Raw genomic sequence first — 15,831 nt, 5'->3', positions numbered from 1 at the left:
TATGCCCATGTCGATCCTCAACATTTCCGCCTACAAGTTCGTCGGCCTCGACGATCTGGACGCGCTTCGCGCGCGCCTGGTCGAGCGCTGCGAGGCCCTGGCACTGAAGGGGACGATCCTGCTCGCGCCGGAGGGCATCAACCTGTTCCTGGCCGCTCCGCGTGAGGCGATCGAGACGTTCGTGAACTGGCTGCACGAGGATCCGCGCTTCGCCGACATCACACCGAAGGAGAGCGTCTCCGACGACGTGCCCTTCGGGCGAATGCGCGTGCGCCTGAAGAAGGAAATCATCACGATGCGCGCGCCCTCGATCCGTCCCGAGGACGGCCGCGCGCCGCACGTGCTACCGCTCGACCTGCGCCGCTGGCTCGACCAGGGGCACGACGACGACGGCCGTCCGGTCGTGTTGGTCGACACGCGTAACGATTACGAAGTCGCGGCCGGTACGTTCGAGAACACCGTGGAGTACGGCTTGTCGAGCTTCACCGGTTTCCCCGAGGCCATCGCCGCGGACCGCGCACGCTTCGACGGCAAGACCGTGGTCTCCTTCTGCACCGGCGGCATCCGCTGCGAGAAGGCGGCCATCCACATGCGTGAGATCGGTATCGATCACGTCTTCCAGCTTGAAGGCGGCATCCTGAAGTATTTCGAGGAAGCCGGCGGTGCGCACTGGCGCGGCGACTGCTTCGTCTTCGACGAGCGCGGCGCGGTCGACCCGACGCTGGCGCCGAGCGACGCAGCGGACATCGCACCGTGAGCGGATTGCACATCGAGCGCCATGGCGATGGCGCGACACCGCTGGTGCTGATCCACGGCTGGGCCATGCACGGCGGGATTTTTGCGCCGCTGGTCGAAGCGCTCGCTCCGCACTACACGATGTATGTCGTCGACCTGCCCGGTCACGGCTGCTCGCGCGACTGCGACATCCCGCTCGAGCCACTGGCGTGTGCGAAGGCCATCGCCGCGGCAACCCCACCGGCCACGTGGATGGGTTGGTCGCTCGGTGGTCTCGTCGCACTCACCGCGGCCCTCGACCTGCCCGAGCAGGTGACCGCCGTCGTCGCCCTGTGCTCCACGCCGCGGTTCGTGCGTAACGAGGGCTGGCCCTACGGCAACGATGCGGCCATGGTCGAGAAGCTCGCCGCCGACCTGGAAACCGACTACCACGCCACGCTGGAGCGCTTCATCGCGCTCGAAGCGATGGGCAGTGCCGATCCCCGCGCCGAAGCCCGGCGCCTGAAGGAAGAGGCCTTCTCCCGTGGCGAGCCGGATCCTCGTGTGCTGATGGAAGGGCTCCGCCTGCTCGAAAGTACCGATCTTCGGCCGCGCCTGTCCGATCTGCGCACGCGCAGCCTCTGGATAGCCGGCCGGCGCGACCGCATTGTTCATCCCGAGGCCATGCGTTGGTGCGCCGAGGCGGCCGGCGGCCGCTTCGAGGAAATCGCCCACGCCGGCCACGCCCCCTTCATTGGACACGCGGACGCCGTGGCCGATGTCCTGACGCAGTTCACCGAAGCAGACGCATGAGCGAATTTCATTTCGACCGGACCCAGGTCAGGCGCAACTTCGGTCGCGCCGCCGGCACCTACGAGAAACACGACGCGCTCCAGCGCGAAGTGCAGTCGACCCTGGTCGATCGCCTGGATATGTACGAGCAGGTTCCCGAGATCGTCCTCGATGTCGGCGCGGGCACCGGCCGCGGCAGCGCGGCGCTGAAGAAACGCTATCCGAAAGCCCAGGTCATCGCGATGGATCTCGCGCTGCCGATGCTGCGCCAGGCGAAACAGCACAGCAGCTGGCTGAAGCCTTTCTCGCGCGTCGCGGCGGATGCCTACACCTTGCCCATGCCCGACCATAGCGTCGACATCCTCTTTTCCAACCTGTGCTTCCAGTGGTGCGAAGACATCGCCCGCCTGTTCACCGAGTGCGCGCGCGTGCTCAAGCCGGGCGGGCTGCTGACCTTCTCCACCTTCGGCCCCGATACCCTCAGCGAGCTTCGCGCCGCTTGGGCATCAGCCGACCAGCACGCCCACGTTGCACGCTTCCTCGACATGCACGATGTCGGCGACGCCATGCTGACGGCGGGCCTGCGCGATCCGGTGCTGTTTGCCGAGCGTTACACGTTGACGTATCCCACCCCTCGTGCACTGCTCGATGAGCTGCGCGGACTCGGCGCGAACAACGCCGACGCGGACCGCCAGCGCGGGCTCACCGGGAAGCATCACTACCGACGCATGCTCGATGCCTACGAGGCCATACGCCACGAGGGCGTCATTCCATCGACGTGGGAAGTGGTGACGGCGCATGCCTGGGGCCCGCCCGCAGGACAATCGCGACGGGAGGGCAGTGGCGAGATCGCCAGCTTCCCGATCGAGAACCTGCGCGGATCGCGACGAAAGACACCGTTCTGAATAGCGCGGATCAACGACCGGCGCGGTACTCGCAACCCGGCTCATGACCGTCGATCATGCCGGTTGCCTGCATGAGCGCGTAGCAGATAGCCGTGCCCGCAAAGCGGAAGCCGCGTTTGTGCAGGACCGCGCTCATGGCATCGGAGGCATCGCTTCGCGTCCGTACGCCAAAGGTGAAACGCGATGGCACGACGGCGACATCGCTGTCGAGGAAGGCGCGAAGAAAGCGCGATAGCGACCCTTCGGTTTCGATCAAACGGAGCGCCGCCCGCGCATTCCCGCGCACCGAGGCAATCTTCAGGCGGTGACGAATGATGCCGCGGTCGCGCCGAACCATCGCCAGTTCAACGTCTGTCATCCTGGCGATACGCGGCAGGTCGTAGCCGTGGAAAACCCGGCGGTAACACGCGCGTTTGCCGAGGACCGTGCGCCAGGACAACCCGGCTGCGGCGCCGCGTAGCGTGATCAGCTCGAAGAGCTGTCGATCGTCGTGAATCGGCAGCCCCCATTCGGTGTCGTGATAAAGGCGCTCGGCATCGCTCTGTTCGGCCCAGGCACATCGCATGTCCCGTCTCACACGTCCTGAAGGTGAGACGAGAATAGCCACGCAAAGGTGCCACGGATGTCCGCTTCAGGTGGTGCGCGTCGTGCGAATGCTTACCAGGGAAGGTCGTCCAGATCGACGTTCCCGCCAGTCAACACCGCACCCACACGACGACCGGCGACCCGCTCCGGATAGCGCAGCAGCGCGGCGAGCACCGTCGCGCTGGACGGTTCGACCACGACGCGCAATTCGGACCAGAGCAGGCGCATGGCGGAAACGACTTCCGCATCGCTGACGCGCAACACGGTGACGCCCTGTTCGCGCAGTACGTGAAAGTTGGGCTCACCGATCAGCGTACGGAGGCCGTCGCAGATCGTATGCGCAGTGAATGGCCCCGCGCGCTCGTCGGCCTCCAGGGAACGCGCGGCGTCATCGGCGCCTTCGGGTTCGGCGCCGAACAGCACGATGGCCGGGTCCATGCCATGAGCGGCGATCGAGCAACCGGACGCGAGACCGCCGCCACCGACGGGAAAGAGGATCGTGTCGATCCCGCGCGCCTGCCGGAGCAGCTCCGGCACCAGGGTTCCCTGCCCGGCCATCACCCGTGAGTCGGCGTAGGGATGCACAAGGGTTGCGCCCGTGCTCGCCATGAGTTCCGCCGCCTTCGCCTCACGGGCGGCGGTAGTCGGCTCGCAACGGTGTACGGTGGCACCTGCAGCCACGATCGCGTCGACCTTGGTTTTCACGGCGCCTTCGGGGACGACGACATGTGCCGTGATCCCGCGCGTGCGCGCCGCCATCGCCAGGGCGTTCCCGTGGTTCCCGGAGGAGTGAGTCACGACACCACGCGCAGCATCCTCGTCGCTGAGCGACCATACCGCGTTGGTCGCACCGCGAAACTTGAACGCGCCGCCACGCTGCAGGTTCTCGCACTTGAAGACGACAGCCGCGCCAACCAGCGCGTCGATGCGATCGCTGCGCAGGACCGGCGTGACCAATGCGTAGGGAGCGATACGTGCGGCGGCATCGCGGACATCCGCGAAGGTCGGCAAGGTCACGCGTCGAACTCCACGCCACAGACGAAGCGACGCTCCTGGCCGGCAGCCAGGGTGATCAACGGCGTGCAGTCATCGCGATTGAAGGCGTCCGGCATGCACTCCATCGGCTCCAGCGCCACCGACTTACGTGCATCGCGGTCGGCGGTGTCCGAGGTGAACACGAGCATCACGCCGCGCTCCTGCCAGACCGCAATGCCTGCACCCGTCTTCGGGTCGCGCAGGTGTGTGCGGGCCTTGCCATCGGTATCCAGCTGGAGGTCGGCATAGGTGTGATTGAGTTCGGTCGCACCGATGGCGCGCGCCTTGCGAAAATCGAGCGCGCGGTCGGCCTTGTCCATCGCCTGCCAGGCACTCGTGCCGGGCAACGGAATGAAGTCCTTGTCCGTGGCGATGACCTTGTCCGCCGGCACGCGCAGTTCCCACGTCTCGATCGGATTTTCCGACAGGCGGAAATACGGGTGCCAGCCGAAGAACGTCGGTGCGGCGTGCTCACCGACATTGCGCGTCTTCGCTTCCACCGTGAGACCGTGCTCGTCGAGGGTGAAGGTGACACTGAAGTCGAGGGCGAACGGGTAACCCGGGTTCACGCCCGGGCGGATCGCGTCGGTGACGAGCGTGACCGACGCCTTGCTGTCGTCGCCCTGTTCACGCTGCACGTCGAACAGGGTGCCGCGAAGGAACCCGTGACGACTGGCGCGATCGGCACCGACGGCACCTGGCTGCAAATCGTAGGTCGTTCCTTCAAATGTGTAACGGGAATCGTTAACGCGATTGGCGAACGGGGTCATGATGGCGAAGCGAGACCCCTTGTGTCCGACCAGTTCCCTGGCGTCGCGAAAGCCGTCGGTCACGGGGCGCGTTTCATCGCGCCAGCGGGTGGTGATCGACAGCACGGTGGCGCCACGCCGGGCGATGCGGACCTCGCGGTCGGCGTCGGCGTCGACCAGCACCACCAGCTCGTTGGCGCCCAGGGTGGAGCGCGTCACGGTGAATCGGGACATGGGGAGGCTTCCTTTTGACGAATCCGACCGCATGTTAGCCTGCCTGTCAGACCAGAACATGTGTTGTCCTACCGCCATGAGTGATCGTTCCGACGCCCCCACCTCCGTCATCCGCCTTGCCGACTATCGCCCGCCTGCCTGGGCTGTCGAGGAGGTGGTGCTCGAGTTCGATCTCGGCATCGACCATACCGAGGTCACCAGCCGGCTCACCCTGGTACGGCAGGCCGACGAGCCGATTCGCCTGAACGGTGAAGGCATCGAACTGCTGGAACTGACTCTCGACGGTCGTCCGCTGGGTGACGGCGAGTACATCCTCGCCAACGGCGTGCTGGAAGTGGCCGTCGATGCCGACCGCTGCACGCTGGGCGCCCGCGTGGCGGTGCGCCCGGCGGAGAACACCGCCTTCGAAGGCCTGTACCTTTCCGGCAGCCGTGATCGCGGTTTCCTGCTGACCCAGTGCGAAGCCGAAGGGTTCCGTCACATCACGTATTTTCCGGACCGACCGGACGTTCTTTCGAAGTACACCGTGACCTTGCGCGCCGACCGTGAACGCTTCCCGGTGCTGCTCGCCGGCGGCAATCCCGATGGCACGGGCGACCTTGCCGATGGCCGGCACTGGGCGCGTTTCGTCGATCCGCACCCGAAGCCGAGCTATCTGTTCGCCCTGGTCGCGGGACGCCTGGAGCGGATCAGTCACGACTACACCACGGCGGATGGCCGTGCGGTGGCCCTGCACATCTGGGCCGAAGCCGATGTCATCGACCGTTGCGACTACGCGATGGATTCACTCATCCGCAGCATGCAGTGGGACGAGCGCACCTACGGGCGCAACTACGACCTCGACGTGTTCCACGTCGTCGCCACCCATGATTTCAACATGGGCGCGATGGAGAACAAGGGTCTCAACATTTTCAACGCGAAATACCTGCTGGCCGATCCGGACTCGAGCACCGACGATGAATACCGTCACGTCGAAGCCGTGGTCGCGCACGAGTATTTCCACAACTGGAGCGGCAATCGCGTCACCTGCCGCGACTGGTTCCAGCTCAGCCTGAAGGAAGGCCTGACGGTATTCCGTGAGCAGAGTTTCTCGGCGGACATGAATTCGGTGTCGCTCAAGCGCATCGAAGACGTGGCGCTGCTGCGTCGCGCCCAGTTCCCCGAAGACGCCGGTCCGCTGTCGCATCCCGTGCGGCCGTCGCAGTACAGCGAAATCAATAATTTCTACACCGCCACCGTCTACGAGAAAGGCTCCGAGCTCGTGCGCATGCTCGCCGGCCACCTCGGCCGCGACGGCTTCCGCAAGGGCATGGATCTCTACTTCGAGCGCCATGACGGCGACGCCGCCACGATCGAGGACTTCCTGAAGGCGCTGGGCGACGCCAATGACACCGATCTCTCTGCCTACCTCGCGTGGTACGCCCAGGCCGGCACGCCGCGGCTGACGGCAGAAGCGCGCTACGACGCGGCACAGTCGCGCTACCGGCTCATCCTGCGCCAGCGCACGCCGGCCAGCGCGGGACAGACGGTCAAGCATGCGCTGCCGATCCCCGTCCGGCTGTCGCTGTTCGACGCCTCGGGCAAGGCCCTGCCACTGCGACTGGAAGGCGAAGCCACCGCCGGCTCGGCCGAGCGCACGATCGTGCTCGACGGCGCCGAGCGCAGCATCGTCTTCGAAGACATCGCCAGCTCGCCGGTACCGTCATTGCTGCGCGGTTTCTCCGCGCCGGTGATCCTCGAGTTCGACTATGCGCCGGAGGAGCTCGGCGTCCTGCTCCGTCACGATCCGGACGGCTTCAATCGCTGGGAAGCGGGACAGCAGCTCGCCGGCCTGGCCTATGACGACTGCCGCGACGGCAAGGTCGATGGCGCCGCGATCGGCGCCTGGACCATGGCGCTCGCCCAGCTGTTCGGCGATCCGTCCGTCGAAGACGCGCTGCTTGCCGAGCTGCTCACGCCACCCGGCGAGATCGAACTCGTCGAGCGCCAGCCCGAGCGTGACCCTGACCGCATCCGCGCCAGCCGCCAGGCCATGCTGCGGGCGTTGGCCAGCCGGATCGGCGTGCCTGCCCTGCGTGCGCGGTACGAGGCGCTGCGTGCGGCGACCAGTGCGGCGCTCGACGCGGCAAGCCAGGCCCAGCGGCAGCTGAAGCGCCGCGTCCTCGACCTGCTCTCCCTGGTCGATGAAGCCCATGCGCGTGACCTGGCACGCGCGCAATATGACGAAGCGCCCGGCATGACCGATCGGCTGGCGGCGCTGGCCACGCTGGCGACGGTGGATCCGGATGCCGCGACGCCCGCGTTCGCCCACTTCCGCCAACGCTACGAAGGCAATGCGCTGGCGCTCGACAAGTGGTTCGCGGTGCAGGCGCAGCTGCCGGGCGAGACTGCCCTCGGACGCATCCAGGCACTGGAGCGCGACGACGCCTTCACGTTGAAAAACCCGAATCGTGTGCAGTCGTTGCTCGGTAGTTTCGCGCGGGCCAATCCCAGCGGCTTCCATCGTGCGGACGGTGCCGCCTATCGCTGGCTGGCGGATCGCCTGGTGGCGATCGACGCCCTCAATCCGCAGGTCGCCGCGCGCGTGGCGACGGCCTTCAATGGCTGGAAGCGCCTGGAGCCCGTTCGCCGCGAGTCGGCGCATGCGGTGGTCGCGGAGCTGGCGTCACGCAAGGATCTGTCGCGCGATCTCACCGATATTCTTGCGCGGGTCGCCCTGGGCTGAGCCCAGGTCAGTCGTTCATGCCGGCCAGTGCTTCGCGGATGTGCGCGAGGCGCTGCTCGATCCGCGGACGGAGGCGACCCTGCTCCACCGCATTGCGCTCGCTCAGCATCTCCATGGCCATTTCCAGGCTGCCCAATTCGATGAGCAGGTCGTGGTGGCGGATCATCGGTTCGTTAGTGGACATGACAGCGTTCATGGCGTGYAGCCCCTTCCTTCAGTGGTCGGGATGTTGCGATGCATCGGCCGTGCCACACGCCGTAGCGCGAGAAAAAATGTGCGCTGGATCACATCGGATCTCGCCCCCGGGGAGAAACTGACGTACTGCGTCACCAATTGCCGAAATCGAGCACCTCGTTGACGAAAAAGTCACACACAGTTCATTCGAACGGTGTAGTGTTCATTTCAACGAAAAAAAGCCGAGGCGTTGGCCTCGGCTCTTCGTGCCAGTCACTCGGTTTCTGGCGCCCGGCAGCACGGTCATCCTGGATTCCCCCTGTTCCTGAGACCGCCGGGCGCCAGATCTCATTCGATAAACCGAATGGGGCATCCTTGCCCACATCCCGCTTCCTTCCTCCGGCACACGACCAAACCCCTGTCGTTCGGTCTCGGCGCGCGTGTGATCGCGCAGCGTCTGCCCGGGTGAAGTGCACGGAATAGAAAGCACGAGCCGTGCCAAGACCTGCCGCGGCCCGGTCACGTTGCAACGCAGCGTCGATCCCCCGGCAGGCGTAAAATGGCCACTCCGGCCCTTCGCGCAAACCCAAACGATGCTACATACAGAAACCTACGACGTCATCGTGGTCGGTGGCGGACACGCCGGCACCGAAGCCGCCCTCGCATCGGCGCGCGCCGGCGCGCGTACCCTGCTGCTCAGCCACAACAWCGAAACGATCGGGCACATGAGCTGCAACCCGGCCATCGGCGGTATCGGCAAGGGACATCTGGTCAAGGAAATCGACGCCCTCGGCGGCGCCATGGGGCGTGCCGCGGATCGTGCCGGCATCCAGTGGCGAACGCTCAACGCATCGAAGGGCCCCGCCGTACGCGCGACGCGCTGCCAGGCCGACCGCTCCCTATACAAAGCGGCAATCCGCCTCATGGTGGAAACCCAGCCCAACCTCGTGCTGTTCCAGCAAGCCGTCGACGACCTCCTCCTCGTAGACGGACGGGTCGCGGGCGTGCGTACGCAGATGGGCCTCGACTTCCACGCCCCCGCCGTGGTGCTGACGGCAGGCACCTTCCTTGCCGGCAAGATCCACATCGGTTCGGCGCAGTACGCGGGCGGCCGTGCCGGCGATCCGCCGGCGTCGACGCTGGCGGCGAAGCTGCGTGAACTGCCGGTCGCCGCCGAGCGCCTGAAGACGGGCACGCCGCCACGCATCGACAGCCGCAGCATCGATTTCTCGGTGCTCGAGGAACAGCCCGGCGACGATCCCGCGCCGCACTTCTCCTACATGGGCTCGGCAGCAGAGCATCCGCGTCAGGTGAGCTGCTGGATCACGCATACGACCGAGGCGACGCACGATCTCATCCGTGGCTCGCTTGACCGGTCACCGCTGTATAGCGGGCAGATCGAAGGTGTCGGTCCGCGTTACTGCCCGTCGATCGAGGACAAGGTCGTCCGCTTTGCCGACAAGACCTCGCATCAGATCTTCGTCGAACCGGAAGGGCTCGACATCTTCGAGATCTATCCGAACGGTATTTCGACCTCGCTGCCCTTCGATGTGCAGTACGCCCTGGTGAGGTCGATCCCCGGTTTCGAGCGCGCGCACATCACACGCCCAGGTTACGCGATCGAATACGACTACTTCGATCCGCGCGGCCTGCACCCGTGGCTGGAAACGAAGAATATTCCGGGCCTGTATTTCGCTGGTCAGATCAACGGCACCACCGGCTACGAAGAAGCCGGTGCGCAGGGCCTCATCGCCGGCATGAACGCGGCGCTTGCCGTGCGCGGCGACGCGCCGTGGTATCCGCGGCGCGACGAGGCCTACATCGGCGTGCTCATCGACGACCTCACGACGAACGGGACGATCGAGCCGTACCGCATGTTCACCTCGCGCGCCGAGTACCGCCTGCACCTGCGCGAGGACAACGCCGACCTCCGCCTGACGCCACACGGCTATGCGCGCGGCATCGTTCCGGAGGATCGTTTCCGTCGCTTCGAGGCCAAGCGTGACGCGGCGGAACGCGAGACCGCACGGTTGCGAGGCATCTGGGCAGCGCCGACCAATGCCCTGGGTGCCGCCATCGAACGCTCGCTCGGCATCGCAGTGAGTCGCGAAACGCACGCGCTCGACCTGCTCCGCCGTCCGGAACTGAATTACGCCACCCTGACGGCCGTCGCCGAACTGGGGCCGCCGGTGGACGACGCCGAGGTCGCCACGCAGGTGGAAGTGCAGGCGAAATACTCCGGCTACCTGGAGCGCCAGCGCGATGAGATCGAGCGTCAGCGTCGGCACGAGTCCACGGCGATACCCGAGGGCTTCGACTACGACCGCGTGCGCGGGCTTTCCTCTGAGGTATTGCTCAAGCTGAAGCGAGCACTCCCCGTGACGATCGGCCAGGCCTCTCGCATCAGCGGCGTCACGCCGGCGGCGATCTCGCTGTTGCTGGTCCACCTGAAGCGTCGCGCTGCGTAGGCGTATGTGCCGAACCGCAGTCGGCGGCGCCCCGATCCATCTGGCATCATCGGCGCCTGTCAGCGCATCAGTGAAAAGGTAGACCATGCAAGTCTGGATCGGACGCAACGGTGAACGCTTCGGCCCCTACACGGACGACGAGATCCGTCAGTGGTTGCGCGACGGTACCTGCCGTCCCGACGAGCTGGGCTGGTACGACGGCATGGTCGACTGGCGCCCGCTGGGCGAGCTGTTCCCCGACGAACGTCCGAGCATCGCCGACGGCGTGCCGCCCATGCCACCCTCCCCGCCGCCGTTCATGGGTGTCACCGACGTGGCCGCACCCGAGTACGCCGGCTTCTGGCTGCGCTTCGGCGCCTGGGTGATCGACTACCTCATCCTCATCGTGCCGTTCACCGCCATCAGCCTGGGCATGGGACTGAGCACCATCGCGACCGCCTTCCTCGAGCAGATGAAGACCGACCAGGTGGCGGCCTTCCAGGCCTATGCCGCGGCGATGCTGCCGATCACCTACGTGCTGATGGTCATCGGCTACGTCTATTACACCCTGTTCGAGGCTTCGAAGTGGCAGGCCACGCCCGGCAAGATGGCTGTCGGCATCCGCGTCACCGACACGGACGGCCAGCGCATCTCCCTGGCCCGCAGCGCCGGCCGCAACGCCGTGCGCCTGACCAATGTGCTGCGCTTTCCCGTGCCGCTTCCGATGATCTGCTACGTGGTCGCCGCCTTTACCCAACGCAAGCAGGGCGTGCATGACCTGCTGGCCCGGACCTACGTGCTGACCGGCCGCGCGAACGAGACACCGGCGCCCGTCGTCGCGCCGCGTAACGGCGACAGCGGCCGCTTCGACGCCTGATCGAGCGACCCCGACCCGGCCGCTGGATCGGGGTCTTACCTGTGCTTGCTATCATCCACGGCTCGACCCGACGTTTCGGCCGGCCGAGCAACGCACAGGAACCACATGCAGAGCATCGAACAACGAATTGCCCAGGACATCGCCGCGAAGCCCGAACAGGTGCGCGCCGCGGTGGAACTTCTCGACGGCGGCGCCACGGTGCCGTTCATCGCCCGCTACCGCAAGGAAGTGACCGGCGGTCTGGATGACATTCAGCTGCGGCTGCTCGAAGAGCGCCTGCGCTACCTGCGTGAGCTGGAAGACCGCCGCGCCGCGATCCTCGAGAGCATCGTCGAGCAGGGCAAGATGACCGACGCCCTCAAGGCGGATCTCCTCAGCGCCGACACCAAGGCACGCCTGGAGGATCTCTACCTCCCGTATAAGCCCAAGCGCCGCACCAAGGCCCAGATCGCCCGCGAAGCCGGCCTCGAGCCGCTGGCGCTCGGCCTGCGTGACGATCCCTCGCAAGACCCGGAAACCGTTGCCGTGGGCTTCGTCGATGCCGAGAAGGGCGTTGCCGATACCAAGGCCGCGCTGGACGGTGCGCGCGCCATCCTCATGGAGTCGATCGCGGAAGACGCCGCCCTCGTCGGCGAGCTTCGCGACTGGCTGTGGGACAAGGGTCAGATCCGTGCCGTCGTCGTCGCCGGCAAGGAAAACGAAGGCGCCAAGTTCCGCGACTATTTCGACCACAGCGAAGCCGTGTCGAAGATTCCGTCGCACCGCCTGCTCGCCCTCATGCGTGCGCGCAATGAAGGCGTGCTGGAGATCGACCTGAATCCGGGCGTGGACGCCGACCAGGGCCATGCCGAAGGCGAAGGCCGCGTCGCCGCGCGCGCCGGCATCGTCAACCGCAACCGTGCCGCCGATGCCTGGCTGCGCGAGACAGTCCGCCTGACCTGGCGTGTGAAGCTGCATCTGCACCTCACGCTGGACCTGTTCGGCCGCGTGCGCGAAGGCGCCGAGGACGAAGCCATCCGCGTCTTCGGCGACAACCTGAAAGATCTCCTGCTCGCCGCGCCCGCCGGCGCGAAAACCGTCATGGGCCTGGATCCGGGCATCCGCACCGGCTGCAAGCTCGCGATCGTCGATGCGACGGRCAAGCTGCTCGCCTTCGACACGATCTACCCGCACGAGCCGCGCAACCAGTGGGATCAGTCCGTCGCGCGTATCGCGCAGCTGAGCAAGCAGCACGGCGTGAACCTGATCGCGATCGGCAACGGCACGGCCTCGCGCGAGACCGACAAGCTGGCGGCGGAAGTGATCAAGAAACACGCCGACCTCAACCTGTCCAAGGTCGTCGTCAGCGAAGCTGGCGCGTCGGTGTACTCCGCGTCCGAGCTTGCCTCGAAGGAATTCCCGGAACTCGACGTGTCGATCCGTGGCGCCGTGTCCATTGCTCGCCGCCTGCAGGATCCGCTTGCCGAGCTGGTGAAGATCGAGCCGAAAGCCATCGGCGTCGGCCAGTACCAGCACGACGTGAACCAGGTGAAGCTCGCACGCGCCCTGGATGCCCGCGTCGAGGATTGCGTGAACGCGGTCGGTGTCGACGTCAACACGGCATCGGCACCGCTGCTCGCACGCGTCGCCGGCCTGTCCTCCAGCGTCGCCGAGAACGTCGTGAAGCATCGCGATGCCAATGGTCCGTTCCCCAGCCGCAAGGACCTGCTCAAGGTGCCTCGCCTCGGCGACAAGGCCTTCGAGCAGTGCGCCGGCTTCCTGCGCATTTCCGCCGGCAGCAACCCACTGGATGCGAGCTCAGTGCATCCCGAGGCCTACCCGGTCGTCGAACGCATCCTCAAGCAGTGCGGTCGCGAAGTGAAACAGGTGATCGGCGATACCTCGTTCCTGCGTGGCCTCAAGCCGGAGGATTTCACCGACGCGACGTTCGGCGTGCCGACCGTGCGCGACATCCTCAAGGAACTCGAGAAGCCCGGCCGCGATCCGCGTCCGGAATTTGTCGCGCCCAGCTTCGCCGAAGGTGTCGAGGACCTGAAAGACCTCGCCGTCGGCATGGTGCTCGAGGGCCGCGTGACCAACGTGGCGGCGTTCGGAGCCTTCGTCGACATTGGCGTCCATCAGGACGGTCTGGTTCACGTGTCCGCGCTGTCGCACACGTTCGTCAAGGATCCGCGCGATGCGGTGAAGGCTGGCGACGTGGTCAAGGTCAAGGTCATGGAAGTAGACCTGCCGCGCAAGCGCATCGCCCTCAGCATGCGTCTCGACGACGTGCCGGGTGAGGCCCGCAGTGGTCGTCCGGCGCAGGGTGGCGACACCTCGACCGGCGGTGGTGGTAACCGCCGCGGAGGTCAGGGTGGCGGTGGCGGCGGCAATCGTTCGCCGCAGCCGCCCAAGCCGGTCGCCGCACCGGCGAACAGCGCTTTCGCCGACGCCTTCAACCGCGCCCAGAAGAAGTAAGGCGTCGCCTCCATCCGGCCGTTTCGAGGCCGGATGGAGGCGCCCCTATTCGGCAAGATCCGAGATTTTCCTCAACGCCGATAGCGCTCCCGCTTTGGTAGGAGCCGATTCATCGGCGATAGGGTGCTGGCCGTAACGTGGCCTGCTGCCGCGGGATCGCCGATGAATCGGCTCCTACCGTTTGACGTCGCCCGCGACGCGGCTCTGCCAGTGCGGCGGCGCAGCATGCGCCGGCGTATGGCTTCTATTACCGTAACGTTTCTCTAACGCCCCACACACGGAGTGAACCACATGCGTATTCGCCATCTTGCCGGTGCCATCGGTGCCGCCCTTCTGTTCAGTGCCGGGGCGCACGCCGACGGATTCCAGCAGGTCGTCTCGTTCGGTGACAGCCTGAGCGACAGCGGCAACGTCTCCATCCTGTCCGGCTCGCCAGTGATCTCCCGCTTCACCACCAATCCGGGCTCGACCGCCGTCGAGAACATCGCCAAGCATTTCAACCTGGCGCTGAACCCCTCGCTGGCAGGCGGTACGGACTACGCCTTCGGCGGTGCGCGCGCAGCGATTCCAAATCCTGTGCCGGCGACGTCCGCGCAGATCCAGCAATACCTGACCGCCAACGGTGGCAAGGCCAACCCGAACGCGCTGTACACCATGTGGATCGGCGCCAACGACCTTCTCGCCGCGACGGCCAACCCGGCGACCGCGCAGGTCGTCGTGGCCACCGCCGCGACCCAGGAAGTCGGCCAGATCAAGGCACTGCAGGCGGCCGGCGCGAAGACCATCGTCGTCTTCAACCTGCCGGACGTGGGCAAGACCCCGGCGGCCATGTCGCAGGGCGCCGCGGCGTCCGCCGGCATCACGCAGCTGACCCAGGTCTACAACGGCATCCTCTCCGGCGGCCTGGCCTCGGCCCAGCGCGGCATCGTGCCGATCGACACCTACGCCCTGCTCAACGAAGTCATCGCCAGCCCCGGCACGTACGGCTTCACCAACGTGACCGTCCCGGCTTGCACCACCGCCAGCTCGATCACCTGCACGCCGGCCACGCTCCGCGATCCGAACGCTGCTTCGACCTACCTGTTCGCCGACGGCATCCACCCGACCACGGCCGCGCACGCCTTGCTCGGCCAGTACGCGGTCTCGATCATCGAAGCGCCGCAGAAGATCTCGCTGCTGGGCGAAGCCGGCCTCGCCACGAGCGAAGCGCACACCCGCGTGCTGCGCAACCAGATGATGGCCGATAATTTCGGCGCCGATACGCGCGTGTTCGCTTCGGCCGACTACGGCCAGCAGCGCTTCAAGTCCACCGATACCTCGCCCAAGGCAGACAGCGACAACGTCAACCTGACCGTTGGTGCCGACGCCAAGGTCAACGAGAACGTCTCCATGGGCGTCGCCCTTGGTGTCGCCTCGACCAACGCCGACTTCTCCGGCGGTGGTGGCTACAAGATGACGGACATCGCCGGTTCGGCGTACGCGTTCTATCACGCCGGCGGCGGTTACGTTGGCGGCTTTGCCAGCTTCGGCCAGCTGAGCTTCACCGACATCGATCGTCGCATCGACCTCGGCGCCGCGCGTCGCACCGAAACCGGCAAGACCGACGGTTCGCATGTCGGTGGCGGCCTGCAGGGCGGCTGGTGGTTCGGCAGTGAGACGCTGAAGACCGGCCCGTTCGTCAGCCTCGCCTTCGAGCAGCTGCGCGTGTTCGGCTACAACGAGTACGGCGGCGACAGCACGGCGATGAACTTCGGCAAGCAGATCCGCAACTCCCGCATCGAAACCGGTGGCTGGCGCGTGCAGGGTTCGTGGCAGTCGGGCAACACCGTGCTGCACCCGTTCGCTGAAGTCGCTTACAACCACGATGGTCGTGCCGACGCCCGCTATGTCACCGCCGGCCTCATGAGCATGAGCGGTCGCTTCGACATCCAGGGCTTCACCCCGGACAAGACCTGGGCCACGGCGGACCTCGGCCTCACCGCCGACTTCAACCAGACCTGGAGCGGCTGGGCTGCCTACAGCGGCCGTTTCGGCGACGACACCCAGCGCAACAACAGCCTGAACCTCGGCGTGAAAATGGCCTTCTGATCCCGCCAAGCGCCCCCTGTAGGAGCCGATTCATCGGCGAACCCTCAGG

The 15,831-nt window shown here is 66.3% G+C and carries 12 protein-coding genes; 8 read left to right on the top strand and 4 right to left on the bottom strand.

Annotated elements, in window-relative coordinates; genetic code table 11:
• Window positions 1-7 precede the first annotated feature (7 nt).
• Genes AC1DYM_RS05920 through bioC form a run of 3 tightly spaced genes read left to right on the top strand, consistent with a single transcriptional unit; the run spans window position 8 to window position 2,411 of the window.
• Window positions 8-757 (top strand): sulfurtransferase, encoded by a 750-nt coding sequence (locus AC1DYM_RS05920; protein WP_477336897.1) that lies wholly within the window; start codon window positions 8-10, stop codon window positions 755-757.
• Window positions 754-1,527, top strand: a complete 774-nt coding sequence (bioH, locus tag AC1DYM_RS05915) for a pimeloyl-ACP methyl ester esterase BioH (protein ID WP_477336895.1) — start codon at window positions 754-756, stop codon at window positions 1,525-1,527. Before AC1DYM_RS05920 ends, bioH begins: the two co-directional genes overlap by 4 nt.
• Entirely contained in the window at window positions 1,524-2,411 is an 888-nt protein-coding gene (gene bioC, locus AC1DYM_RS05910) for a malonyl-ACP O-methyltransferase BioC (RefSeq protein WP_477336893.1), read from the top strand. Before bioH ends, bioC begins: the two co-directional genes overlap by 4 nt.
• Before the next feature lie 10 nt (window positions 2,412-2,421).
• Here bioC and AC1DYM_RS05905 read toward each other — a convergent pair whose 3' ends face one another.
• From AC1DYM_RS05905 to AC1DYM_RS05895, 3 genes are all read right to left on the bottom strand, one after another.
• On the bottom strand, window positions 2,422-2,976 hold the full coding sequence (locus tag AC1DYM_RS05905) for a DNA-3-methyladenine glycosylase I (protein ID WP_477336891.1): 555 nt from the start codon (window positions 2,974-2,976) through the stop codon (window positions 2,422-2,424).
• A gap of 92 nt (window positions 2,977-3,068) precedes the next feature.
• Complete coding sequence (locus AC1DYM_RS05900) at window positions 3,069-4,013, bottom strand: threonine ammonia-lyase (RefSeq protein ID WP_477336889.1); 945 nt, start codon at window positions 4,011-4,013, stop codon at window positions 3,069-3,071.
• Window positions 4,010-5,014, bottom strand: a complete 1,005-nt coding sequence (locus AC1DYM_RS05895) for an aldose epimerase family protein (protein WP_477336887.1) — start codon at window positions 5,012-5,014, stop codon at window positions 4,010-4,012. The genes AC1DYM_RS05900 and AC1DYM_RS05895 overlap by 4 nt, the downstream gene beginning before the upstream one ends.
• Window positions 5,015-5,090: 76 nt before the next feature.
• Between AC1DYM_RS05895 and pepN the strand changes: the two genes are divergently transcribed.
• On the top strand, window positions 5,091-7,739 hold the full coding sequence (pepN, locus tag AC1DYM_RS05890) for an aminopeptidase N (RefSeq protein WP_477336885.1): 2,649 nt from the start codon (window positions 5,091-5,093) through the stop codon (window positions 7,737-7,739).
• A gap of 7 nt (window positions 7,740-7,746) precedes the next feature.
• On the opposite strand, the gene AC1DYM_RS05885 is transcribed toward pepN, so the two are convergent.
• Window positions 7,747-7,923: a hypothetical protein gene (locus AC1DYM_RS05885; protein ID WP_477336883.1), complete on the bottom strand. Its 177-nt coding sequence runs from the start codon at window positions 7,921-7,923 to the stop codon at window positions 7,747-7,749.
• Between the two features lie 583 nt (window positions 7,924-8,506).
• Between AC1DYM_RS05885 and mnmG the strand changes: the two genes are divergently transcribed.
• The 4 genes from mnmG to AC1DYM_RS05865 all read left to right on the top strand — a co-directional run bounded on the left by mnmG (window position 8,507) and on the right by AC1DYM_RS05865 (window position 15,782).
• Complete coding sequence (mnmG, locus tag AC1DYM_RS05880) at window positions 8,507-10,381, top strand: tRNA uridine-5-carboxymethylaminomethyl(34) synthesis enzyme MnmG (RefSeq protein ID WP_477336881.1); 1,875 nt, start codon at window positions 8,507-8,509, stop codon at window positions 10,379-10,381.
• A gap of 85 nt (window positions 10,382-10,466) precedes the next feature.
• Window positions 10,467-11,237: an RDD family protein gene (locus AC1DYM_RS05875; RefSeq protein ID WP_477336879.1), complete on the top strand. Its 771-nt coding sequence runs from the start codon at window positions 10,467-10,469 to the stop codon at window positions 11,235-11,237.
• A 105-nt stretch (window positions 11,238-11,342) separates the two neighbouring features.
• Entirely contained in the window at window positions 11,343-13,694 is a 2,352-nt protein-coding gene (locus AC1DYM_RS05870) for a Tex family protein (RefSeq protein ID WP_477336877.1), read from the top strand.
• A 291-nt stretch (window positions 13,695-13,985) separates the two neighbouring features.
• Window positions 13,986-15,782 carry an autotransporter outer membrane beta-barrel domain-containing protein gene (locus AC1DYM_RS05865; RefSeq protein ID WP_477336875.1) on the top strand — a complete coding sequence of 599 codons (1,797 nt, stop codon included), beginning with the start codon at window positions 13,986-13,988 and terminating at the stop codon, window positions 15,780-15,782.
• The last annotated feature ends 49 nt before the right edge of the window (window positions 15,783-15,831 follow it).

The organism is Luteibacter sp. P1_D3 (assembly GCF_056406135.1).
This window is presented reverse-complemented; position numbering and strand designations above follow the sequence as displayed.

Excerpts from the sequence above, each read along its gene's own strand:
- AC1DYM_RS05920 (WP_477336897.1), top strand. The coding sequence starts at position 8 with ATGTCGATCCTCAACATTTCCGCCTACAAGTTCGTCGGCCTCGACGAT.
- bioC (WP_477336893.1), top strand. The coding sequence starts at position 1,524 with ATGAGCGAATTTCATTTCGACCGGACCCAGGTCAGGCGCAACTTCGGT.
- AC1DYM_RS05905 (WP_477336891.1), bottom strand. The coding sequence starts at position 2,976 with ATGCGATGTGCCTGGGCCGAACAGAGCGATGCCGAGCGCCTTTATCAC.
- AC1DYM_RS05895 (WP_477336887.1), bottom strand. The coding sequence starts at position 5,014 with ATGTCCCGATTCACCGTGACGCGCTCCACCCTGGGCGCCAACGAGCTG.
- pepN (WP_477336885.1), top strand. The coding sequence starts at position 5,091 with ATGAGTGATCGTTCCGACGCCCCCACCTCCGTCATCCGCCTTGCCGAC.
- AC1DYM_RS05885 (WP_477336883.1), bottom strand. The coding sequence starts at position 7,923 with ATGTCCACTAACGAACCGATGATCCGCCACCACGACCTGCTCATCGAA.
- AC1DYM_RS05875 (WP_477336879.1), top strand. The coding sequence starts at position 10,467 with ATGCAAGTCTGGATCGGACGCAACGGTGAACGCTTCGGCCCCTACACG.
- AC1DYM_RS05865 (WP_477336875.1), top strand. The coding sequence starts at position 13,986 with ATGCGTATTCGCCATCTTGCCGGTGCCATCGGTGCCGCCCTTCTGTTC.